The following is a 21818-nucleotide window of genomic DNA, read 5'->3' as shown; positions in this document are numbered from 1 at the left end:
TCCGTATTATGTTAGTGTAAGACTGTAACAACAGCTACCTGTTAAAATTCGATTTGGAACAACTGACTACCATAATACAGGGGTGCATGTCTCATCAGCCCAGGTGCCAGAAGCTTATATATGAGCGGTACTACGGCTATGCATTTAAGATCGTATTCCGGTATATTTACAGATATGAAAACGCCGTAGACGTAGTCAACGACGGATTTGTAAAGGTATTCATGCGTTTTGACAAGTTCAGTTATGAAGAATCGGAGGATATAGAGAAGATTTTAATGGGGTGGATCAGAAAGATCATGGTCAATACCGCCATAGATGAACTCCGCCGGAGGAATATGATCCCTGAAATAGGAGGCATCCCGGAAGAAGTATGGGAAGTGCCGGATGTTGGTCAATCAGCAGAACAAAAGATATATTATAAGGAACTGATCGTACTGATCAAAGAATTACCGCCATCATACCAGATCGCATTCAACATGTATGTAATTGATGGATTCTCTCACCAGGAGATAGCGGATAAACTGAATATCAGTATCGGGGCTTCTAAGTCGAATCTGGCAAAAGCAAGGGCTTATTTAAGAAAGAAATTGAATACTGATATACCTGAAATAGACGTATGCAGCTACTAGACGACGATATGGACGAACTATTCCGTAACGCAGCTTCGGATTACCCCCTGAAAACAGGAGGTGCCGATTGGGAAGCGTTAAGGAGTAAATTGCAGCAGGCAGGCAGCCGGCCGCAGGGAGGAGGTATGAGTGGTACTGCTGATAATATGCTGTTAAAGCTGGTAATACTGCTTTTGCTGACTACCATTTTTTTTATTGTTTATACACCGCCATTAAACACGGGTAAGATTCCCCGCACCGGTAAAGAACGGTTTGTACAACAAAATATTGCTGATGATGCAGGAAATACCACAAAGGAATTTAACAGGGGAGATGACAATATACAAACCTCTGGTAGCGTTATACCGGATATTAATACGATACAGAATAATGTAATAGCAGAGAATAACAACATAAATCAAAACAATAACGTAACGCAGAACAATGAAATAAGACAGCAAAAAAACACGACAAAGAACAATGAAATAGAACAGAACAGTGAACAGTTAACAGTTGGACAAACGGCAAACCCGCTAAAGCCGGCAAAGGGTATACGCGAGCCAGCAGTGAACAGAAACAATTATAGCATAAGTAATGGCAGTACTGTCCTGCCATTAAGGAATCAAAACACATTTTTACACCAACAGCCCGTAGCAGTGGCCCAAACGCCCGTTACGTCCGGCTCAGCATTGCCCGTTGAATACCTTGACGGTATCCGGTATGAATATACCATGCCTGCAACTGGTACAACACTTCTGAGAAGGACCACTATACGGGAACCTTTGCCGTCTTTAAATGAAAAGGTGCAGATCCCGAAGGCAAAACCGAAAGGAACTGCATCTTTTCAAAAGGGTTTGTATGCAGGGATACTGTTAAGCCCTGATATCACCACCGTAAAAATGCAACGTACCTCAAAAGTAGGCTACCAGCTGGGAGTGATAGCAGGTTATCGCATCAGCAACCGCCTGGCCGTTGAAACAGGATTGTTATGGGAAAGGAAATATTACTACTCAGATGGAAAGTATTTCAGTACTAAAAAAATACCTGTAGCTTCTGATACAAAGATCCTGGTGGTTGACGGCTACTGTAATATGTTCGAGATTCCTGTAAACGTACGCTATAATTTTCATAACGGGACAAAAGGCAGCTGGTATGTGAATGGAGGAATGTCCTCATATCTTATGAAGAAAGAAGCTTATAATTATGATTACTACAGGAACGGCTACTACGGGAAGATGGATTACGATTATAAGAACTCTACAAAGAACTGGTTCTCTGTTATACATCTGGGCGTAGGCTTTGAGCGCCCCGCAGGACGATTGGGCAATATCCGTGTGGAACCTTATGTTAAGATACCAGTCTCCGGTATTGGTATTGGCGACCTGCCAGTAACAAGCGTAGGATTGAATATCGGTCTGACGAGAAGGGTACGCTGATTTAAGAACAATTTAATATAGTACATGATGCGAAGAAGAACATTAGTTTTCGCAGGGCTAATCCTTTGCCTTGCTGTGATCGGAACAGGATACTACCTGTATAATAAACCCAGGGCAGCTGCTTATGAAGCATCGACAGACAGGCAAATAACAGCAGAGCAACTGTACAGTGAATATGCAAGCAATGAAGCTCAGGCAGATAGTGATTATGTCAACAAAATACTGGAAGTAACAGGCACAGTAAAAGAAGTACAGCAGAATGGCAATGAGATCTCCGTGCTGCTGTCAGGAGGAGAAAATAAAGACGGTGGTGTGAACTGCAGCGTGACCAGCGGGAATGCCAGCCTTCCTAAAGTAGGAGAGGCGGTGCGTATAAAAGGTGTTTGCACCGGTTTATTAATGGATGTAAGTATTTCAGATGCAACTATTATAATTAACAAGTAACTAAAAGTATCATTTATGAAAAAAGTATTGTTGCCGCTGAGCGCAATCGTTATTGCGCTTAGCCTGATCGTCGTGTCCTGTTCAAAAAGCAGTGAAGATAATCTTGGTGGTGGAAATGGCGGCGGAAACGGAGGTGGTGGCACCACATGTGATACTGCGAACATGACCTATTCTGCGAATGTAGCACCTATCCTCTCTGCCAACTGCACCGGTTGTCATAGCGGTAGCGCTCCTTCCGGTGGTGTAACGCTGAGCACATATGCAGGTGTTAAAACACAGGCTGATAATGGTAACCTGGTTGGTGTTATTACACATGCTTCCGGTTATCCCGCTATGCCTCAGGGAGGATCTAAACTGTCAGATTGTAACATCAATAAAATTAAAGCGTGGATAGCGCGTGGGGCATTAAACAATTAAAAAACTTATGAGCATGAAGACGATCTGCTGTATCATATTGGGAAGCCTGTTGTATCTGCCGTTAAGTGCGCAGACTTTCATGACGCGCAACGGTAACATTAGCTTTTATTCCAAAACACCTCTGGAAGATATCAAAGCAGAGAATAAACAGGCGCTGGCAGCCATTGATCTGACTAAAAAGACAATTGCTTTCACTTTGCTGCAGAAGAATTTCCTGTTCAATAAACAGCTGATGCAGGACCACTATAATGAGAATTATGTGGAAAGCGATAAATATCCGAAAGCACAATTCAGTGGTACATTTACCGGTAATGTCGGCACTGCTCCCGGTACCTATAAAGTACAGGTAGAAGGGAATCTTACGCTGCATGGCGTTACCAAACCGGTAAGCATACCGGCAGAACTGGAAGTCGCTGACGGTAAGCTGACAGGTAAAACAGCCTTCGCTGTAAAACCATCAGATTTTAATATTAAGATACCATCGCTGGTGAAGGATAAAATTGCAGAGCAGATCAATATCAAGGTGCTCGCAGCATGTACACCGGCAAAATAACCGGGAAAAGAAAAGCTTTGTCAGCACCTAAAATATGCTAGTGTATCAGTTCAGACTTTCAGTTTGAACTGATACACTACTTAAATAAATCAGATTATGCAAAAGATAGCTTGTTATATTATATTGTTCTTATTTGGAAGTCAGCAGTTAGTTATGGCGCAGGATGATAAACTGATGAAGATGCTGGACGATTCACTGGCCACCGGTCCGCAGAAGGAACTGGTAACAGGTACCTTCAAAGCCACACAACTGATTAATGTCCCTACCGTGGAAGCCCCCGGTAAAAGAGGCCTGCAGTTCCTGATCATGCACCGCTTCGGCAAACTCAACGAAGGTGCATATGAACTGTTTGGCCTTGATAATGCCTCTATCCGCTTCGGACTGGATTACGGCATCACCGACAGACTTGCTGTAGGTGTAGGCAGAAGCTCTGTAGATAAAGCATTTGACGGGTCCATAAAGTATAAAGTACTGCAGCAGACCACAACGTCAATGCCCATTTCATTAAGTGTATATGGCCTTGTTTCAAATTACACACAGCGTTATACAGACAAACCTTACCTGGATGCACGTTACCGTACCAGTTACACAACACAGCTGCTCATAGCCAGGAAGTTTTCCCGTAACCTTTCCCTGCAGGTAGCACCCTCCTGGACACATTTCAACCTCGTCCCCACTACGGCAGACAAGAACGATGTCCTTGCAGTAAGTGTTGGCGGCCGTATGAAATTCACTAAACGTATGAGCTTTAATGCAGAATATAACTACCTGCTGCCAGATCAGGTCGTGTCTACCAAAGTATATAATTCCATTTCTCTTGGAATTGATATCGAAACAGGTGGTCACGTGTTCCAGCTGGTATTCACCAATTCTGCAGGCATGGTAGCGCCTTATTACCTGGCTAAAACAAACGGCAGCTGGGGTAAAGGAGATATTTTCTTTGGATTCAACGTATCCCGCGCTTTCAGCTTTAAAAAATAAGCAAAAGAATGCTTTCACCTTTTTTAGGGCGGGCCGCAGGCCCGCCCCTCTCTCAAAAAAGAATGCTTTCGCCGAAGGCGAAAGCATTCTTTTTTGAGCAATTTTCTCCGCACTAATAATAATAAATCACACCCTCGTCCAGACAGTAGTCCTCCCCAACCACGTCACACCCACATACCCCTTTATCACCAATATACTCCCCTTAAACCGCATAACACAACTATAAGTCTTACCACTCTTAGGATCATATATCTTCCCACCTTCCCACTCACCATCATCATACCTGAAATTAGTCAGTATAACCAACCCTTCCAGCTTCCTGCTCCTCAGCTTCGGATCAGGATTCTTCCTATCCGTCCTTGACGTCTTACCATCAGGCTCATAAAGTTCCTTCCCCCACACAATTTTCCCAAAGTATTTCTCCCCCGTCTTATAGATCTCTATCTTACCATCTTTCTCTTCATTCAACCATGTCCCCAATATCTTATCCGCCTGGCTCTGGGCAAACAGACTGCCTGTGGCAAGGATCATGGTCAGCAGCAGGATTGTTTTTTTCATGCTCATATGCTTATAATTTAATTTCCACCAGTCAAAATTTTCAGATCAGACTGTGCCAGCCTGTAACTCAGCTGTGCAGCCAGCAGATCTGCCTCTGCCTTGGCTAATTGCGATTTTGTTTGTAATATATCTGCTGCAATATTCAGGCCGGCATCACTCTTATCCTCCTGTAATTTCATTTCTTCTTCCCGGTAAGTAACAGCCTTCTGCGCCACTGCTATCAGCGCTGCAGCCTGGTTTATACGGCGCTGAGTCCTTGCAATATCATTGGTGACCTGCTCCCGTGTATTGGTAATGTTGGTCTCCGCCTGTTGCAAAAGGAACTGCCGTTGCTTCAGCACCTGTTTATTGGAGAAAAGGTCCTGTATATTCCATCTCAGGGAAGCTCCCGCATAAGGATTGCTGGTTGGATAGAGAATATTGCCCGTCTGGTAGGTATATCCTGCTATAAGACCTACGTCCGGCAGATAGCCTGCTTTGGTAGCGCGGATAGCCTGTTCTGTTTTCAGCTTGCCCAGGGTAGCTATTTTCAGATCTACATTGTTAAAGGTATCTGCCGGCGCGGGTGATGAAACGGGGTGTATATCACCTGGCATTTCCAGGATAATACTATCAGCCGTAATACCGGTCAGCTGCTTCAGATCAGCCGTATAATCATCTGCCTGTATATCCAGTTTAAGCAGGTTCTGTTCCTCATCAGCTATATTAGCCAGCAGGCCTGCTTTATTGACATTGACGGTTTTCCCGGAAAGGAGGGCGCTTTCCACATCATAGAGCCTTATCCTGGCCAGTTCCAGTTTGGCGCGCGCTTCTTCCTGCTGCTTACGGTTGATCAGCAACCCATAGAAAAGGCGTTCTACAGCCTGTTTCACCTGTAATGATGCCTTTATCCTTTCCTGTTCAGATATCAGCACATCTGTTCTGCTTACATCTATTCCTGCCTTTATCTTGCGTAGCTGCGTGATCGGCTGATATACGGTAACGCCGGCATTAAAATTATGATGCTTGCCAAGCTCGAAGGTTTTATCCTCTCCCGGCAGGGAAACATTACTGCCGCCTATCGGTAATGAGCCGAAAGATCCTGCAGGAATAACCAGTTCCCCCAGGTTCTGATTGTATTGGTAAGCAGAATTGACAATAACGGAAGGATATTGTTTGATGCCGTCTTCCTGTAATTTAGCTTTCTTTTCTTCTGTCTGAAGTTGTTTGATCTGCAGCGGATGATTATTGCGCAGCGCCATATCGATGGCTTCTTCCAGCTGTAACCTGCCCGGCTGCTGGGCAAACAATGTCCCGGTCACGAACAGCAAAGCTGCCATGACAGTATATCTATTGATGTACATGCTGTGCTGTTTTACTTTTTATAACAATATCTTTTTTATCGGCCGGTTTGATCCACACTATATACAGTACGGGTACTGTAAGCAGCGCTACTATCATAGACCAGATCACACCTACTGCTATCACACTGGCCAGTGGGCTCCACATAGGAGACCCGGATATGATCATAGGCAATACTCCGATAGCGGCGGCCATAGCTGTCAGGAAAATAGGCCGCAAACGGCGTTTGCCCGATTCTATAGATGCTGTGCGTATATCCATACCATGCCGCATCAGCTCATTGGTATGATCTACCAGGATGATAGCATTACGTACTACTATCCCTGACAAACTGATCAACCCTACAAAAGCAGTAAATCCAAAATTGTTATGGGTGATGAACAGGCCCAGCATAGCGCCGAAAAGACTGAGTGGAATGGTCAGCATGATAATAGCCGCCTCTTTCAGGTTACGGAACTGGAAGAGCAGGATAAAGAAGATCAGCACCAGGCTGATAAGCAGCACTACTATCATCTGGCTGAAGGTCTCTTCTTTGTTGGCCTGTTCCCCGCCATATTCTATATGATATCCGGGTGGTAAGGAGAGCTTTGCTATATCCGGCTGTATCCGGGTCAGCAGCTCTGCCGGCAGTACATCAGGAGTAGTTTCACTCTGTACGGTGAGCGTCCTTACACCGTTACGATGCATGATCCTGCCCGTCTGCCATTCAGGCTTCAGTGTGGCTATCTGCCGCAAGGGTATATGTGCTCCGGTAACAGGAGATTCCACATACAGGTTCAGGAGGTCATCAAAGCTCCTGCGGTTCTCTTCATCCAGCTGCAGCACAATATCTACAGGGTTGTTACCTTCATACATGGTAGATACAGGTGCGCCGCTGAAACCAATATACACTGACTGTGCAATGCTGGAAGTAGCAAAGCCTAACCGGTTAGCCTCGTCTTTCAGCTGTATGCCTATGCCGTAATAATCTTCCCGGAAATCGCTCCGTACTATCGCACTGCCCGGAGTTTGTTGTATGATCTGCTGTACCTGGGCGCCTATCTGCTTCAGGCGGTTAATGTCGTCGCCGGTTATACGTACTTCTACAGGCGCTTTCAGGGTAGAGCCCTGTTGCATCAGCTTTACCTGCGGAGTGCCTTCGGGCGATAACATGTTGACCTTGCGTGACAGCTCCTCTGATAATTCTTCCGTTGTCTTCTCCGAGGTAGTATTGATAAGTATCTGGGCGTAGTTGGTAACAGGTACTTCCGGGGAATAGTTATAGTAGAAACGGGGAGCGCTGGTGCCGGCAAAAGTAGCATAAGAAGTCACCCGCTTATCTTTTTTTACTACCTCTTCTATTCTGCGTATAGCCTGTTGCGTTTTCTCCAGCTTGGTACCTGTAGGCATCCACAACTCCACAACAAACTGGTTCCTCTCTGCTGCCGGGAAGAATTTCTGCTTAATGCCTTTTGTATACAGCAGCCCTGCCAGTAATACGGTTATCAGCGTACCGCCTACTGTAAGTACGGGATGTTTGACACACCATTCCAGCGCTTTATTATATCCATTTTGCATGCCGTCCAGCAGTGACCCTTTCTTTTTCTTCGCATTATCTGGATTATGCAAACCTTTTTTAATGAAAGTATAGCAAAGTAGTGGTGTGAGCACCATGGCCACAATGAAAGAAGATGCCAGGGCAATGGCTACGGTGATAGGCAGTGCCGCAATAAACTCTCCCACAGCGCCGGTAATCAGCACCATAGGCATAAAGGATGCGATGATAGTAATAGTGGCTGCCAGCACCGGTATCACAAGATCACTGGCACTGCGCCATGCGGCCGTCCACCGGTCAATACCTTCATCCAGCAGTTCCACGTAATTGTCTGCTATCACAATGGCATCATCTACCACCATCCCCAGTACAACTATCAATGCCGCGAGTGATACCTGGTGCAGTTCAATACCCAGGAAGTGCATCAGGGCAAAAGTGACGGCTATGGTCATAGGTATGGCCATAGCTGCTACCATCGCTATCCGCAGTGGTAATAAGAGTATCACTACTATCACTACCGAAACAATAGCCAGGAAGAATTCCCTGATAAAATGCGAGATATTTTCATCTACCAGTACAGGCTGGTTGACAATAGTACTGATATGAACATTCCCCGGCAGCAGCTGCCTCACCTCGTCGATCTTACGTTCTACCTCTTCGCCGAATTTCACGATGTTATTGCCTTCCAGCATCTGCACGGTGAGGATAAGCGCTTTATGCCCGTTCACCGTAATATTGCTGGTAGGTTCCGTATATATTCTTTTGATGGTAGCTACATCTCCCAGTCGTACAGTAGCGCCGGTCTTGGTGGTACCCACTATCTGGTTGGCTATTTCATTTTCTGTGTTGTAATAACCTGAAGTATATAAAGGTGCTTTGCTGCTGGAGGTTTTAATGTCGCCCGTCGGACTGATGGTATTCTGCGACTGCAGTACCCTGATCACCTGCTGTACATTGATCCCGTATTGGGAAAGCTTTTCCGAGTTGGACGTAACAGTGATCTGTTCTTTCTGCTCTCCTATACGTTTGATCTTGGAGGCAGCCTTGATAGTACGCAGATGATCTTCCAGCTTCTGTGCGTATTCTTTCAGTTGTACATAGCTGGCGTTATCGCTTTCAATACCTATTACCAGCGCCTCTGTATCACCAAAGTCAGAATTGACGATAGGGCCCTTCACTCCCTGTGGAAAATCGATGGATTTGCCCACCAGCAGCTGGTGCCGCAGCTTACTCCAGAATACGTCAGGGGTTTTGATGCTCTCTTCCAGTTCTACATTCACCACTACCATCCCATCCTGTGTGGTGGAATAGGTTTTATCCTTTCGTACCTCTTCAAACTGGAAGAGGTATTGCTCCAGCTTTTTAGTCACCTGGTCTTCCACCTGTGCTGCATTGGCGCCGGGGAAGTAGGCAATGACAAGTCCCTGCCTGATGGTGATCCTGGGATCTTCCCTGCGCGGCATGTTCAGCAGTGAATTCACACCGACCAGGAATACGAGGAAGAGCACAGACAGGGTGACCTGTTTATATTTCAAGGATTTTTCTACAAAGTTCATGGCCCCGCTTATTTAGTGATGATGACAGATGAGCCGTCATTGAGTTTCTGTTGTCCGCCGGTTACTACCAGTTCTCCGGGAAGAACGCCGGAAGTGATCTCTATCCGGTTGCCTGACAACTGACCCACGCTGACCTTACGTTTAAAAGCTTTGTTCCTGGATTTGTCTATGACATATACATAGCTCTGGTTATCCAGGTCATGTAATACAGCTTCTGCCGGCAATGCCAGTATCTCGCTTGTATGACCGGAAGCTATCTTTATTTCTGCTATCATACCGGGACGTACACGCAGTCCGGGATTACCGAGGTTGATCTTCACCATGAATGCCCGGGAGGCAGGGTCGGCGGCGGCGCCTACTTCGGTTACTTTTCCCGTCAGCGTTTCATTGAGGGCGCCTACAAACACGGTGGCTTCCTGCCCCAGTTTTACATTACTTAACTCACTCTCGGGGATATATGCATTTACTTTCACAGTGTTGATGGCCGATACAACAAATAAGGGTGTGCCCGCTGCCGTTATTTCGCCTACTTCAGTGTTCTTTTTCAGTAATACCCCGCTGATGGGGGAGTAGAGCCTGGTATCTGCCAGGTTCTTTGCCTGTAGTTTCTGCTGTGCTTTAGCTTCCTGCAGTCCAAGGGTGATCTTGGTAAAGTCGCTTTCGCTGATGCTCTTGCGCTCATACATGATCTTCAGGCGGTTAAATTCATCCTGCGCCTTTCCTACGTTTACGTCAGAGATCTCTTTGGCTATGCTATAATTCTGAGCGTCCAGGCTGGCCAGCAGCTGGCCCTCTTTTATGGGTTGGCCTTCGTTGGCGGCTATAAAGTTGACCTTTCCACCTACCATAAAGCCCAGGTGTACCGTCTGGCTGCCTTCAATATTTCCGCTGACAGACGTCTCCCTGACGGTGGAAGTACGGCCGGCTTCTTCTGCAATGACCGGAATAGCACTTTCCGTTGTCTCCTTGTTCCTGTTCTTTGACCCACAGCTGCTGAATATCAGTATTGCGGCCAATAAGGGGTAAGTACATTTCATAATGTATAATTGTTTAAGCAATACAAATTTTACTATCTCATTAAGCTGCCGGAGGCATCTCAACACCTCTCATTCAGGCTGCCGCAGGCAGCCCGAATCCTCCCGAAGAAAAATTTAAACAGTTACAAATGTTCTAAATGGAAACGGGTTAATTTTTATGATACATTAAAAATTGTATCCTTTTGTTTTATCTAAAACAAGTTGGCGGGATAATTGTTGCCTTAGCTTTTCTGTGCACGGATCACACTAAGGGTCTGAGGGGTAATACCCAAATAAGAAGCTATATGCCCAAGCGGAGCACGCAACAGAATATCAGGATGCTTCTCCAGCATACCTTTATAACGTTCCTGCGCCGACTGGAACTGAAACGCATTCATCATATCAGAAAATGATTTCAGAATATCTATCAGCAATAAACGCATCAGTTTCTCAATAGCAGGATGCAGATCAATGTATTTTTCCAGTTCAGGATAAGGAATACTGCGGATAATACTGTTTTCCAACAGCTCCAGACCAAACGGTGTAGGTCTGTTGTAAAAGATGCATTCTATAGGCATAGTGAAGGAATTCTCCTTGAAGAAGTAATGGGTAATATCTTTGGATTCTTTCAGGTAATAGGTACGCATAAGCCCTTCTTCAATAAAATATACCTTCTGGGGATAGCTGTCAGGAAGGAAAAGTCTGTGACCTTTAGACAGCTTTTCAAGTCTGAAGGCCTCATCTAAAGCCGCACATGCCGCTGGTGGTAGTATAGAGGTCTTATTCAGAAAAGTGCTCAGGTCCATAAAGGCAAGATAGTACTTAATTTTCAGCCGCGCAGCGTGAGAGATCTTCTTCAGAAAATCTTTTCAACCCACCACAGATCAACCCAAAATCCGTGATTTGTCCCATAAAAACCTCAATAATTCCCTTTCTTATAAATGCAACATCGTTACATTTATACCATGAAGAACACACTATTCGAAGTAGCTATTATCGGCGGAGCCTCAGCCGGCCTGTCCGCTGCACTAAGCCTTGGCCGTTCCGCAAGGAAAACAGTTATTTTCGATACCGGCAATCCCCGGAACAAACCCGCCGCACACGCGCAGAACCTGTTCACCCGGGATGGCACCCCGCCATTGGAATTGCTGTCCATTGCACGTGAGCAGCTAAAGAAATATCCTTCTGTAGAGATCAGGAAGGAAAAGGTAATAACTGCCGTAAAGGGGGGAGACAGGTTCCTGCTCACGACAGCAAAAGGAGAGGAGTATGAGGTAAGGAAAGTAATATTAGCTACTGGTGTGAAAGACCTGCTGCCTGAAATTCCCGGCGTCAGTGAGCTCTGGGGCAATAAAGCCATTCATTGCCCATACTGCCATGGTTGGGAAACAAAAGACGGCCCGGCAGCCATTATCGGCAATGACGCAGCTGTTGCCCATCAGGCGCCGCTTATCCTGAACCTGAACAAGGAGCTGACTATCTTCACCAACGGGAAAAGCACTGCCGACATCGAGCCATTACAGCGAAAAAGTATCCGGGTCATCGAAACCCCGGTAACAGCCGTAAAAGACGATGGAGAAGGAATAAGGATAGTACTGGCGGACGGGACGGAACATTATAAACGTGTGGCGTATGTCAGACCACTGAAACTCTTATTCAACAACGAACTGGCCGTACAGCTGGGCTGTGAACTGGATGAAGAAGGTGCCGTAAAGGTAAGCGAGTTCCAGGAAACCACTGTACCAGGTGTATTAGCCGCAGGAGATATCTCACATCCCCGCATGCACCAGGTCTCTATGGCCGCTGCCGGCGGACATAAAGCCGGGGGCTTCTGTAACGGACAACTATGCCAGGAAGACTTCGGATCATTTTAACCTGCCGGAGGCCGGTTACACTAAAAAACCGCGATTTGTCCAACAAAAGGCTGTATTTGTTCAGTTTTCGGGAAGAGTGACTGCTGTATTTTTGTACAGTTAAAATATTTAGTTGCAAACATTTGTAACAGTTGTAGGTTTAAGCAACACACCGGCACATTCCTGTACCGGTGTTCTTTTTTAATCACTCCATTTCCAGTCCCTGATATCAGGCATATCTTCCAGGCATTCCCTGATGTAAATAGCATGCGCCCTTAACTGATCTTCAAAGTGCGCAATCATGGCAGCACCGTTTTCCTGCTTCCCTTCCGCCCGTTGAATAGCCGCAATGGCCAGATGAAAACGGCTGATCTTATTCAACACCACCATATCGAAAGGAGTTGTGGTAGTACCCTCTTCCATAAATCCCCTCACATGAAAACGCTCCGGGTTAGGACGGCCATGCACCAGGTCATGAACGATCCGTACATAACCATGAAATGCAAAGATCACAGGAACGTCCTCCGTAAAAAGAGCATTGAACAGACCGTCTTCCAGCCCATGTGGATGATATTCCTTCGGAGAAAGCGCCATCAGGTCCACTACATTCACCACTCTTACTTTCAATCCCGGCAACTGCCGGCGCAACAGCCAGGCTGCAGCCACTGTTTCCAGCGTAGGCACATCTCCCGCACAGGCCAGCACAATATCAGGTTTGCTATTACCATCATTACTTGCCCACTGCCAGACAGAAGCCCCCTGGGTACAGTGCTCAACAGCATCCGCTATATTAAGCCATTGCAGAGCGGGCTGTTTACCTGCCACTACCAGGTTCACATAGTTCTTACTGCGCAGGCAATGGTCCATGACAGATAATAGACAGTTGGCATCCGGTGGAAAATAGATACGGATAACATTACTTTTCTTGTTGACAACAGTGTCGATAAATCCCGGCCCCTGGTGACTATACCCGTTATGGTCCTGCCTCCAGCTATGGGAAGTCAGCAGGTAGTTCAGTGAAGGCAGATCCTTCCGCCACGGTATTTCCCTGCATGTTTTCAGCCATTTGGCGTGCTGGTTGAACATGGAGTCTATGATAGTCACAAACGCTTCATAACAGGGAAAAATACCATGCCGGCCGGTAAGAAGATACCCTTCTAACCAACCCTGGCAGAGGTGCTCACTGAGAACTTCCATCACGCGGCCTTCGGGCGATATATGTTCATCCCCCGCTTCCGTTCTTTCCATAAAACAACGGTCTGTTGCATCAAAGACAGCATTCAGCCGGTTGGAACTGGTCTCATCCGGACAGAAAAGCCGGAAGTTGGCGGCTGCCTTGTTCAGCCTGAAAATATCTCTCAGCATCTTACCCAGCTCACGGGTACTTTCCCCCGTCGTAACACCGGGATGCGTGATCTGCAACGCATAAGAAGTAAATTCCGGAACACGCAGAGGAGCTACGTTATTCCCACCATTGCTGTACGCCTGGGTCCCCATCCGTTTATTGCCTGCAGGGGCCAGTGCTGCCAGGTTAGATTGTAACCGGCCCTCGGGCGAGAATAACCGTTGCGGTTCATAACTTAACAGCCATTGTTCCAGCAGCGCCAGCTGGTCCTGGTCATGACGCACATCGGCCAGCGGTACCTGGTGAGCCCGGAAAGTCCCCTCAATTTTCCTGCCCTGCCAGATAGTAGGGCCCGTCCATCCCTTCGGACTACGCAATATGATCATAGGCCATTGCTCCTGCCTGCCCTTTTTATGATTATGCCTCGCCTGCTCCTGTATCATACGTATACGGCTATATGCAGTATCCAGCGCTGCTGCCATCTCCCAGTGAACAGTCTCCATATCGTCAGATTCAACAAAGAAAACCTCAAAACCATAACCGTTAAAAAGCTGTGTGAGGGATGTATCATTCATTCTGCCCATGACAGTAGGACTGGATATCTTATACCCGTTCAGATGCAGGATAGGCAGCACCGCACCATCCCTTGCAGGATTCAGAAAACACTGGAACTTCCAGCTGCCTGCAAGCGGCCCGGTCTCTGCTTCACCATCGCCTATCACACAGACTGCCAGCAGATCCGGATTATCAAATACCGCTCCTGTAGCATGGGCCAGGGAATATCCCAGCTCTCCGCCTTCATGAATAGAACCGGGTGTATGAGCGCTCACATGACTGGGAATGCCCCCGGGAGTGGAAAATTGCCGGAAGAACAGACGCAGCCCCCGTTCATCCTGTGTTATATCCGGGTAGATCTCCGAATAAGAACCTTCCAGGTATGTATTGGCCAGTATGGCCGGAGCCCCATGCCCCGGCCCGCAGATGTACAGTACGTCAGCATCAGTATTGCGTATAAGACGGTTCAGGTGCACGTAAATAAAGTTCAGCCCAGGCGATGTTCCCCAATGCCCCAGCAGGCGTGGCTTAATATGTTCCGGTCTTAATGGTTCCTTCAGCAGCGGATTATCCTGCAGGTAGATCTGTGCAGCAGCCAGGTAGTTGGAAGCCTGCCAGTAGTGGTGCATATCTTTCAACAGATCTTGTGTGATGCTCATCATAAGTGCTGATTTTAATGTGAATGCAGCCAATGTTGTGTATGCTGCGCAATAATGATCTCTTCGTTGGCAGGAATAATGCGGATAGTAACAGGACTGCCTGTAGGTGAAACGATATCTGACGCCTTTTTGTTTGCTGCTGTATCCAGCTGTATGCCTAAGAATGATAGTCCATCACAGATCCTTTCCCTTATAACCGGAGCATGTTCTCCTATCCCGCCTGTAAAGACAAGCGTATCTATACCACCGGCCGCAGCAGCCAGGGCGCCAATATATTTTTTAGCCTGGTAACAGAAAAGGGAAATGGCTTCCGCCGCTTTGGGATCAGTATTCTCCTGTTCCAGCAATGTTCTGATATCTGAAGCGCCGCCTGATATTCCTTTCAGTCCGGCCTGTTTGTTCAGCAGCTCGTTAAGCGCCCTTTCCCCGATAAAATGCTTTTCTTTCAGCAGGTAAAGGATCACACCCGGATCAATATCCCCTGAACGGGTGCTCATGACCAGCCCGCCGGCAGGCGTCAGCCCCATCGTCGTATCCAGGCTTTTGCCATCCCGCATCACTGCCATGCTGGCCCCATTGCCCAGATGCGCCATAATGATCTTCCCATCAGCTTCCTGTGGCGCATTTTGCTTCAGTTGTTGAAAAATATACTCATAGGATAATCCATGAAAACCATACCTGATAATGCCTCTGTCCCATAGGTAGCGGGGCAGGGCAAAATGTTTGGCAGCAAAAGGCATGTCCCGGTGAAAGGCAGTATCATAACAAAGTACCTGTGGAATATCCCGATAGGCTGTTTCAAAAGCCCGGATAGCTATCAGCTCCGGAGGCAGATGTTCAGGAGCCAGGGGTACCAGCTCTTCAAGGTGTGCCAGCAATGCAGAAGTTACTTTCTCCGGCAGAAAATGTCCCTGTCCGCCCTGTACTATACGGTGCCCTATAGCCTTCAGCCTGTAAGGAGTGAAGCTTTCCTGTATAAGCTTCAGCAGGAACTGTATAGCAGCCCGGATATCTGTAACCGGTTCCTGTATCTCTTCTGCCAGCTGCCCCGTAGGATCTTTCAATATAATGGTGCTTTCCCGCCCTATATCGCGGATATTGCCCGAAGAGATGAGCGAGAGGTCATCATGGTTGAATAAAGCGAATTTGAGGCTGGAAGAGCCGCAATTAATGGTGAGTATGAACGGTGTCTGTTGCTCCATATCTGCAGGGTTTGTTCTGGCATAAATTTTTCCCGGTACAGATTATTAAATCAATTGTATGCCAGACGCTATCTCAGCTCCGTTCATCCCGGTACAGTACACCGGAGAGGAAACGGAAACATCAGAAGAAATGCAGGCGCCCAATGAACAGGCCGCTAAAACATTATTTCAGTCGGCCGTTCGCAGATTGCAACAGGTCAATAACTGGGGCGAGATCTGTGGCACATTATCCTCATCATTCCAGCTGGTAGATAAGACCGGTGAAGAAACAGATGAAGCCGCGAATGCCGGTTTATATATCCGTATAGATATACCCGGACCAGCTACAAGAGCAGGTAAAGGGTACGACTGGGTAGTGATAGAACAGATGGAACATGTGGTATTGAATGATCACCAGGAAGTGTTTTTCATACGTGCCAGGCCTACCGGCCACCCCTCACAGAAAAATGCAGGTACTGCCCATTTCCTGAAAGAAGAAGCTACCAGCTCCTTTGTGGTGTCGAGAGACTATAAAACAGTTACAGCTACCGTATTTGGACGCAATGAAGTGCCTAATGCCGCTGAAGTGGAAGATATTGCAGATAAGGTGCGGAATGTCGTGGTAGGGCTTACCGGTGCAATAGGCGTGTCAAAACTGCAATGGAAAGCTTTGGTGAAAGCGTTGCTGGCAGAATAAAACGCATTGGGTTGACCGCAAACCCCGCCAATTTTAACCGGCCGTAGGCCAAATCCCCCTTAAAAAAAGAGGTTTCGCCGAAGGCGAAACCTCTTTTTTTAAGCAGTTTAAAATATCTAATCTATTCTTTATACCCCGGAATAAAGATCTCCCCGGTAGTCTTATCCATATAACCAACCTCACCACTCTGCACCTGTACCAGCAATGCGTTCCTCGCCTTATCCTCATCAAGCACAGCTTTCAGCACTGGCTTTTTCATTTCAGTAAGGTCATCAGCTCTCAGCACACCAACCTTGCCTCCCAGGAAAGTTTCAACACAGGCATAACGGCCAATATTATCTTCCCGGTACTTTACATTATCGTAGATCAGCGGTACTATCACCTTCCCTTTCAGATCAATAATGCCGGCCTTATTATCTTTCACCGCCTTGATCTTAGTGGGAAACTTCTTTTCCGCCGGGTTATAGGATAAATATTCAAGAGCGGTATATCCTTTTATTTCAGTGCTGTCCAGTACCTGGGCTTTCCGGAATCCACGGTTTTCGAGAGATAATAACCATTTATCATTACCCAGCTTGGTAATGTAAACGTCCCTGTCACGTGTCCTGCCTTCCGTTTCTTTCTCGAAGACAGACGCTTTGGGCGCCGTATAATCCTCATCTTCACTGCGCGCTGTCTTTTCGAATTCTTTGGCCAGCGGTTTACCGGATATCTCAAAGTAAGAGATAGTTTCGCCGGATACAGCCCTGATAAAAGGATGTTTGGCAGTATACCTGGCTTCTACCTCATCGTATTTAACAGGCAGGATCTCATTGCCGGTGGCTGCATCCGCAACACCGTATTTTTCCTCTACACTTACAATAATTTTATCTTTCAGCTCAGCTTCGTAGAAAAACTCAACATCGTCATAAGCAAATTTTTTACCTGCCAATTCACCGGTGGCAGTATTTACTATACCTACTTTCCCTTCTTTTTTAACAGCAAGGAAATTCTCTCCGGGAGAAACAGGCGCCTGGTGAGGAAATGCCTCAAATACAAGAGAGCCTAGCTGCTTACCCGCTTTGGCATCCAGCAGCACATAACCTTTTGCCGGTACCCTGCCAATAGCAGTGCCGTTTGAAAGGATATAAGGAATATCATTGAAAGAGCAGGAAAATACTACTTTCCCCGTCCGGTGGATCAACCCTACTTTCTTCCCGCTTTCCACACGGGCATAATCTCCCTCAAAAGGATGTATGCTGTCAAACTGTGGTTCCAGGAGAACGGCGCGGTTCTTATTGGTCAGTCCCCATTGGGATTTCACCGCATAAGGATAAAGACCGTTCTGTGCTTTGCACCAGAGGCTGACAAACAGAACGGGCAGGAAATAAAAGGTTTTCATAGGCTTATGATTAATGTATCAAGCAAATATAAATTATTTTAATATATTCTTTCTCCTATAAACTTTCAGCTTTCTCAACAACCGCAAACCTGCAACCTCCTCAAAAATTCAAACTACCATAACATTAACAGAAAATCGGTTGCATGAAGAATCCCTAATTTTACCCCCTATGAAACGTTTTTGCTTATTCTTTTCTATTCTCCTCTGGATCACACAACTGAAAGCCCAGGACACAACACAACAAATAGCTGGCGGCATTAAAAACAGCACGACACAACAAGACAAGCCATATGTCATCATGATCTCCGTAGATGGATTCCGGTATGATTATGCCGACAAGTACAACGCAACAAACCTGCTGCGCCTCTCCGGTGGGGGAGTAAGAGCCACAGCCATGCAACCTTCCTGGCCATCACTGACCTTTCCCAATCATTACTCCCTTGTAACCGGGCTTTACCCGGCGCATCACGGGTTGGTTGATAATACATTCTACGACCGTCAGCGGAAAGAGGAATACAGGGTAGGCTCAAAAAGCGTAACAGACGGCAGCTGGTACGGAGGTACGCCTTTATGGGTACTGGCAGCACAGCAGCAGATGGTGAGCGCCAGCTATTTCTGGGTAGCTTCTGAAGCAGAGATCAAAGGAATACGCCCGGCCTACTACTATAAGTATCACGAAAAAACAAATATAGACAGTCGCATACAGACCGTGGTAGACTGGCTCAGATTACCTGCAGCAGATAGGCCTCACCTTATTACATTCTATTTCCCCGAAGTTGATCATAGCGGACATTGGGCCGGACCAGATACCGACAGCACCCTCAAAATGGTGAAATTTGTAGATGAAAGCATCGGGAAACTGGTGAAGGCTGTAGATAAACTGCATCTGCCGGTCAATTATATCCTTGTTTCCGACCACGGAATGACCTGGGCAGATACAACTATCACACACAGGATCACCATTCCGCCTGCTTTCATTCAGGACCTTACAGTCGCCCCCGGCAGTGAAAAGATCATGTTGTATGGCAGTAATCAACAACAGATCAGGAAAGCATACGATTCTCTCAACCTGCATCGTAACCATTATACCGTATACCTTAAAAATGACATGCCCGCCAGATGGCATTACGGCCAGGAAGACAGGTACAACCGCATAGGCGATATCCTGCTGGTAGCTGAACCCGGATATATCTTCTGGAATAGCACAGGCAGAGTCTATCCCGGTCATCATGGTTATGACAATAACCTCGCAGATATGCATGCCGTTTTTATGGCCTGGGGACCGGCATTCAAACCACATACCCATACAGGTACTTTTGAGAACGTACACGTCTACCCACTGGTAGCTCAGTTGTTAGGACTGCATATCACTGAACCCATTGATGGCAAATTGGACGTATTAAAATCTATCTTAAAATGATACCACTATAAAAAAGCCCGCCCGCAAACCATATCATTTCAGGCTTTTCAGCTTTGTACAGCAAAAAATTCCATAAAAGCCGCCGCAGGCGTCACCGTTCAAAAATCGCTTCCGCCTTTGGCGAAAGCAATTTTTGAACGCAGTTCCTCCCCCTGTTCCCACTCAAAAACATTTTACATTACCTTTGCAGGGTGAATACATCGAGCCTCTTATGGTACAATAGTGATGCTGACTTCGACAAGTTATATCCCGAAAGGATACAACGTTTATCTGACCGGCACTGGACACCGATAGATGTAGCCCGCAAAGCAGCTGCTTTCCTGGCAAACGCCCCGGGAAAAAGAGTACTTGATATCGGTAGCGGAGTCGGGAAATTTTGCCTGATAGGAGCACATTTTTTCCCTCTGGTTTCATTTTATGGAATAGAGCAGCGCGAAGAGCTATACCGCCATGCCGTAGACGCGCAGGTAGCCACACATATTAAGAATGCGATGTTTCTTCACGGGAATTTAACACAAACAGACCTGAGTTCTTACGATAATTTCTATTTTTACAATTCCTTTTTCGAAAATCTGGATGAACGGGACCCGATAGATAACCAGTTTGATTATTCTATCAGCCGGTATCTTTACTATTCCCGTTACCTGTTCAATGCCCTGGAAAGAAGGCCTGCAGGAACCAGGTTAGTATTTTATCACAGCCTCGGAGATGAGGTGCCTTCCGCTTACCAGCTGGTAGACGCCTCTGACGATATGTTATTAAGAATGTATATTAAACGATAAAGAAAAGATTGGTTTTATTAAAACAAGAACAGATGACTTCAGATTTAGCAGAATTCGTGATCGAGCAATTGAAGATAGCCAGGGAGGATAAAGAAGTGGAAGCAGTGATAGCTGCATCTGTAAAAGACGTAAACGGCGGCAGCAAAGGTTATTTTAATAAATTGGAAGAAGTAATAGGCCGTATTTCACCGCTGGACTGCAACAGCCGGCAGTGGCGCAATTTCAGGGTAGCCCTGATCTGCCTGCGCAACCAGGCAATGCGTGCCGTGGAAGCCTGACCCGGAAGGATATCCTCTAATCCTTTACGGCTTCCAGGATATGTTTTACCATCTCGTCCATAGCGTTGTTTTCTATCCATCTTACTACAGCCACCAGGTCATGCTGCGGATCTACGTAAATGAAATTGGTACCATTACCTATATGTACAAATGCTCCCGCCGGAGCTGATGGCAGCAATTGCCTGTCCGTATTCAGGAACCAGTTCATATAACCATATGTAGGTTTGGCAGCTGTTGGTGTAAGGGATTGTTTTACCCATTGAGCGGAGATCAGCTGTTTTCCGTTCCAGTTACCCTTATGCAATGTCAGCAATCCAAACCTCGCCATATCATAGGCATTGATGAACATACCGCCTCCCCAGTGACCGCCCCCGCTGACAGATTGCACAGCAACACCATCCAGCACTATCCAGGAGTTACGGTAACCATTCCACCGCCAGGTATCAGACGCACCTATTTCATCCATTATAGCAGTTTTCAGCACCTGTGGCAATGGCTTACGCCATACACTGGTAGCAGCCAGCGCCAGGGCATTCACCCTCACATCATTGTATTTCCATACCGTACCCGCAACATTCCGCTTACGGGTACGCCATTCCGCCGCATTCCCTTCCGGCCTGTCAGCCCAGTCAGGCTTCCCCCATAAAGTACCTTCCCAGTCACTCGTCTGCCTTAACATCACATCCCATGTCAGGGTACGGTTATGCTCACTGTTGAAAGGATACAGCAATGCCGGCTGACCAGGATGATCATGACTATTGCCCCCCACAGGATCATATATTTCTACCGGCGGAACATACCCGGCTACGGTATCGTATACACTACCTATCAGCTTCCGGTCTACCGCCAGCCCTACTACTACAGACAGGAAGCTTTTGGTAACGCTATGCGTCATATCTACCCTGTAGGGCTCTCCCCATTCAGCTACTACATATCCCTTGTAAATGATCAGCCCCGTGGCATCTCCCCGGGTAGTAAAAGGCCCTATGCCTTCACTGAAAGGTTCCTTCCCAAAACCCAGCGCCTGCGCCAGCTCCATATCGCGGGGCGCTTTGGATTCATTGCTCTTCGCATATTGCACAGCTGCGTTCAGCTTGGCGGAATCCAGCCCCAGGGTAACGGCCGGCCGGTGCTGCCATTCCCCTTTAGGAGGAAAATAACCGACCTGGGCATGTAGCTGGCCGATAACCAGCAGTAAAGCAATGGTAAGAATGTGTTTCATG

20 protein-coding genes are annotated in these 21818 nt (G+C 46.9%); 11 read left to right on the top strand and 9 right to left on the bottom strand.

From position 1 onward, the window contains the following. Positions 1 to 86 precede the first annotated feature (86 nt). The 6 genes from GO493_RS20100 (at position 87) to GO493_RS20075 (ending at position 4439) form a co-directional block, all read left to right on the top strand. Positions 87 to 629, top strand: a complete 543-nt coding sequence (locus GO493_RS20100) for an RNA polymerase sigma factor (protein WP_232538902.1) — start codon at positions 87 to 89, stop codon at positions 627 to 629. Beyond that, a complete protein-coding gene (locus tag GO493_RS20095; protein ID WP_157308023.1) occupies positions 617 to 2044 on the top strand; it encodes an outer membrane beta-barrel protein in 1428 nt (475 codons plus the stop codon). The genes GO493_RS20100 and GO493_RS20095 overlap by 13 nt, the downstream gene beginning before the upstream one ends. 24 nt (positions 2045 to 2068) lie before the next feature. Continuing rightward, positions 2069 to 2488, top strand: a complete 420-nt coding sequence (locus tag GO493_RS20090; RefSeq protein WP_157308022.1) for an OB-fold protein — start codon at positions 2069 to 2071, stop codon at positions 2486 to 2488. 15 nt (positions 2489 to 2503) lie between these two features. Continuing rightward, on the top strand, positions 2504 to 2905 hold the full coding sequence (locus GO493_RS20085; protein ID WP_157308021.1) for a c-type cytochrome: 402 nt from the start codon (positions 2504 to 2506) through the stop codon (positions 2903 to 2905). A gap of 13 nt (positions 2906 to 2918) precedes the next feature. Beyond that, on the top strand, positions 2919 to 3458 hold the full coding sequence (locus GO493_RS20080; RefSeq protein WP_157308020.1) for a YceI family protein: 540 nt from the start codon (positions 2919 to 2921) through the stop codon (positions 3456 to 3458). 96 nt (positions 3459 to 3554) lie between these two features. Continuing rightward, positions 3555 to 4439, top strand: coding sequence for a DUF5777 family beta-barrel protein (locus tag GO493_RS20075; RefSeq protein ID WP_157308019.1), 885 nt, complete (start codon positions 3555 to 3557; stop codon positions 4437 to 4439). Positions 4440 to 4565: 126 nt separating this feature from the next. Here the strand turns inward: GO493_RS20075 and GO493_RS20070 are convergent, their stop codons facing one another. From GO493_RS20070 to GO493_RS20050, 5 genes are all read right to left on the bottom strand, one after another. After that, positions 4566 to 4997, bottom strand: a complete 432-nt coding sequence (locus GO493_RS20070; protein ID WP_157308018.1) for a DUF2147 domain-containing protein — start codon at positions 4995 to 4997, stop codon at positions 4566 to 4568. A gap of 17 nt (positions 4998 to 5014) precedes the next feature. Next, positions 5015 to 6340: a TolC family protein gene (locus tag GO493_RS20065; RefSeq protein ID WP_157308017.1), complete on the bottom strand. Its 1326-nt coding sequence runs from the start codon at positions 6338 to 6340 to the stop codon at positions 5015 to 5017. Further along, positions 6327 to 9428: an efflux RND transporter permease subunit gene (locus GO493_RS20060; protein WP_157308016.1), complete on the bottom strand. Its 3102-nt coding sequence runs from the start codon at positions 9426 to 9428 to the stop codon at positions 6327 to 6329. The genes GO493_RS20065 and GO493_RS20060 overlap by 14 nt, the downstream gene beginning before the upstream one ends. Before the next feature lie 8 nt (positions 9429 to 9436). Beyond that, positions 9437 to 10465 (bottom strand): efflux RND transporter periplasmic adaptor subunit, encoded by a 1029-nt coding sequence (locus GO493_RS20055; protein ID WP_157308015.1) that lies wholly within the window; start codon positions 10463 to 10465, stop codon positions 9437 to 9439. Positions 10466 to 10686: 221 nt separating this feature from the next. Next, positions 10687 to 11250, bottom strand: coding sequence for a Crp/Fnr family transcriptional regulator (locus GO493_RS20050; RefSeq protein ID WP_157308014.1), 564 nt, complete (start codon positions 11248 to 11250; stop codon positions 10687 to 10689). A 159-nt stretch (positions 11251 to 11409) separates the two neighbouring features. On the opposite strand from GO493_RS20050, the gene GO493_RS20045 reads away from it, so the two are divergent. Then, positions 11410 to 12318 carry an NAD(P)/FAD-dependent oxidoreductase gene (locus GO493_RS20045; RefSeq protein WP_157308013.1) on the top strand — a complete coding sequence of 303 codons (909 nt, stop codon included), beginning with the start codon at positions 11410 to 11412 and terminating at the stop codon, positions 12316 to 12318. A 180-nt stretch (positions 12319 to 12498) separates the two neighbouring features. Here the strand turns inward: GO493_RS20045 and GO493_RS20040 are convergent, their stop codons facing one another. Together GO493_RS20040 and GO493_RS20035 are read right to left on the bottom strand one after the other, a co-directional pair. Continuing rightward, positions 12499 to 14856, bottom strand: a complete 2358-nt coding sequence (locus GO493_RS20040; RefSeq protein ID WP_232538901.1) for a phosphoketolase family protein — start codon at positions 14854 to 14856, stop codon at positions 12499 to 12501. A gap of 14 nt (positions 14857 to 14870) precedes the next feature. Beyond that, positions 14871 to 16058, bottom strand: a complete 1188-nt coding sequence (locus tag GO493_RS20035; RefSeq protein WP_157308011.1) for an acetate/propionate family kinase — start codon at positions 16056 to 16058, stop codon at positions 14871 to 14873. A 58-nt stretch (positions 16059 to 16116) separates the two neighbouring features. Between GO493_RS20035 and GO493_RS20030 the strand changes: the two genes are divergently transcribed. Next, the gene (locus GO493_RS20030) at positions 16117 to 16734 is read left to right on the top strand and encodes a hypothetical protein (RefSeq protein WP_157308010.1); all 618 of its coding nucleotides are present in this window, start codon (positions 16117 to 16119) and stop codon (positions 16732 to 16734) included. 121 nt (positions 16735 to 16855) lie between these two features. On the opposite strand, the gene GO493_RS20025 is transcribed toward GO493_RS20030, so the two are convergent. Continuing rightward, positions 16856 to 18115, bottom strand: a complete 1260-nt coding sequence (locus tag GO493_RS20025; RefSeq protein WP_157308009.1) for a WG repeat-containing protein — start codon at positions 18113 to 18115, stop codon at positions 16856 to 16858. Positions 18116 to 18284: 169 nt separating this feature from the next. Between GO493_RS20025 and GO493_RS20020 the strand changes: the two genes are divergently transcribed. From GO493_RS20020 to GO493_RS20010, 3 genes are all read left to right on the top strand, one after another. Continuing rightward, on the top strand, positions 18285 to 19535 hold the full coding sequence (locus GO493_RS20020) for an alkaline phosphatase family protein (protein ID WP_157308008.1): 1251 nt from the start codon (positions 18285 to 18287) through the stop codon (positions 19533 to 19535). A gap of 191 nt (positions 19536 to 19726) precedes the next feature. Further along, positions 19727 to 20317, top strand: coding sequence for a class I SAM-dependent methyltransferase (locus tag GO493_RS20015; protein WP_157308007.1), 591 nt, complete (start codon positions 19727 to 19729; stop codon positions 20315 to 20317). 32 nt (positions 20318 to 20349) lie between these two features. Then, entirely contained in the window at positions 20350 to 20595 is a 246-nt protein-coding gene (locus GO493_RS20010) for a hypothetical protein (RefSeq protein WP_157308006.1), read from the top strand. A 16-nt stretch (positions 20596 to 20611) separates the two neighbouring features. Here GO493_RS20010 and GO493_RS20005 read toward each other — a convergent pair whose 3' ends face one another. Next, on the bottom strand, positions 20612 to 21817 hold the full coding sequence (locus GO493_RS20005) for a serine hydrolase domain-containing protein (protein WP_157308005.1): 1206 nt from the start codon (positions 21815 to 21817) through the stop codon (positions 20612 to 20614). Position 21818: the final 1 nt, after the last annotated feature.

This window comes from Chitinophaga tropicalis, from assembly GCF_009758205.1.
Lineage (GTDB): Bacteria > Bacteroidota > Bacteroidia > Chitinophagales > Chitinophagaceae > Chitinophaga > Chitinophaga tropicalis.
The sequence above is the reverse complement of the archived record's forward strand: the minus strand, read 5'-3'. Positions and strand labels throughout refer to the sequence as shown.

Bases quoted from the DNA above. Each gene is read 5' to 3' on its own strand.
- GO493_RS20100 (WP_232538902.1), top strand. From the start codon at position 87: ATGTCTCATCAGCCCAGGTGCCAGAAGCTTATATATGAGCGGTACTAC.
- GO493_RS20095 (WP_157308023.1), top strand. From the start codon at position 617: ATGCAGCTACTAGACGACGATATGGACGAACTATTCCGTAACGCAGCT.
- GO493_RS20090 (WP_157308022.1), top strand. From the start codon at position 2,069: ATGATGCGAAGAAGAACATTAGTTTTCGCAGGGCTAATCCTTTGCCTT.
- GO493_RS20085 (WP_157308021.1), top strand. From the start codon at position 2,504: ATGAAAAAAGTATTGTTGCCGCTGAGCGCAATCGTTATTGCGCTTAGC.
- GO493_RS20080 (WP_157308020.1), top strand. From the start codon at position 2,919: ATGAAGACGATCTGCTGTATCATATTGGGAAGCCTGTTGTATCTGCCG.
- GO493_RS20075 (WP_157308019.1), top strand. From the start codon at position 3,555: ATGCAAAAGATAGCTTGTTATATTATATTGTTCTTATTTGGAAGTCAG.
- GO493_RS20070 (WP_157308018.1), bottom strand. From the start codon at position 4,997: ATGAAAAAAACAATCCTGCTGCTGACCATGATCCTTGCCACAGGCAGT.
- GO493_RS20065 (WP_157308017.1), bottom strand. From the start codon at position 6,340: ATGTACATCAATAGATATACTGTCATGGCAGCTTTGCTGTTCGTGACC.
- GO493_RS20060 (WP_157308016.1), bottom strand. From the start codon at position 9,428: ATGAACTTTGTAGAAAAATCCTTGAAATATAAACAGGTCACCCTGTCT.
- GO493_RS20055 (WP_157308015.1), bottom strand. From the start codon at position 10,465: ATGAAATGTACTTACCCCTTATTGGCCGCAATACTGATATTCAGCAGC.
- GO493_RS20050 (WP_157308014.1), bottom strand. From the start codon at position 11,250: ATGGACCTGAGCACTTTTCTGAATAAGACCTCTATACTACCACCAGCG.
- GO493_RS20045 (WP_157308013.1), top strand. From the start codon at position 11,410: ATGAAGAACACACTATTCGAAGTAGCTATTATCGGCGGAGCCTCAGCC.
- GO493_RS20040 (WP_232538901.1), bottom strand. From the start codon at position 14,856: ATGAGCATCACACAAGATCTGTTGAAAGATATGCACCACTACTGGCAG.
- GO493_RS20035 (WP_157308011.1), bottom strand. From the start codon at position 16,058: ATGGAGCAACAGACACCGTTCATACTCACCATTAATTGCGGCTCTTCC.
- GO493_RS20030 (WP_157308010.1), top strand. From the start codon at position 16,117: ATGCCAGACGCTATCTCAGCTCCGTTCATCCCGGTACAGTACACCGGA.
- GO493_RS20025 (WP_157308009.1), bottom strand. From the start codon at position 18,115: ATGAAAACCTTTTATTTCCTGCCCGTTCTGTTTGTCAGCCTCTGGTGC.
- GO493_RS20020 (WP_157308008.1), top strand. From the start codon at position 18,285: ATGAAACGTTTTTGCTTATTCTTTTCTATTCTCCTCTGGATCACACAA.
- GO493_RS20010 (WP_157308006.1), top strand. From the start codon at position 20,350: ATGACTTCAGATTTAGCAGAATTCGTGATCGAGCAATTGAAGATAGCC.
- GO493_RS20005 (WP_157308005.1), bottom strand. From the start codon at position 21,817: ATGAAACACATTCTTACCATTGCTTTACTGCTGGTTATCGGCCAGCTA.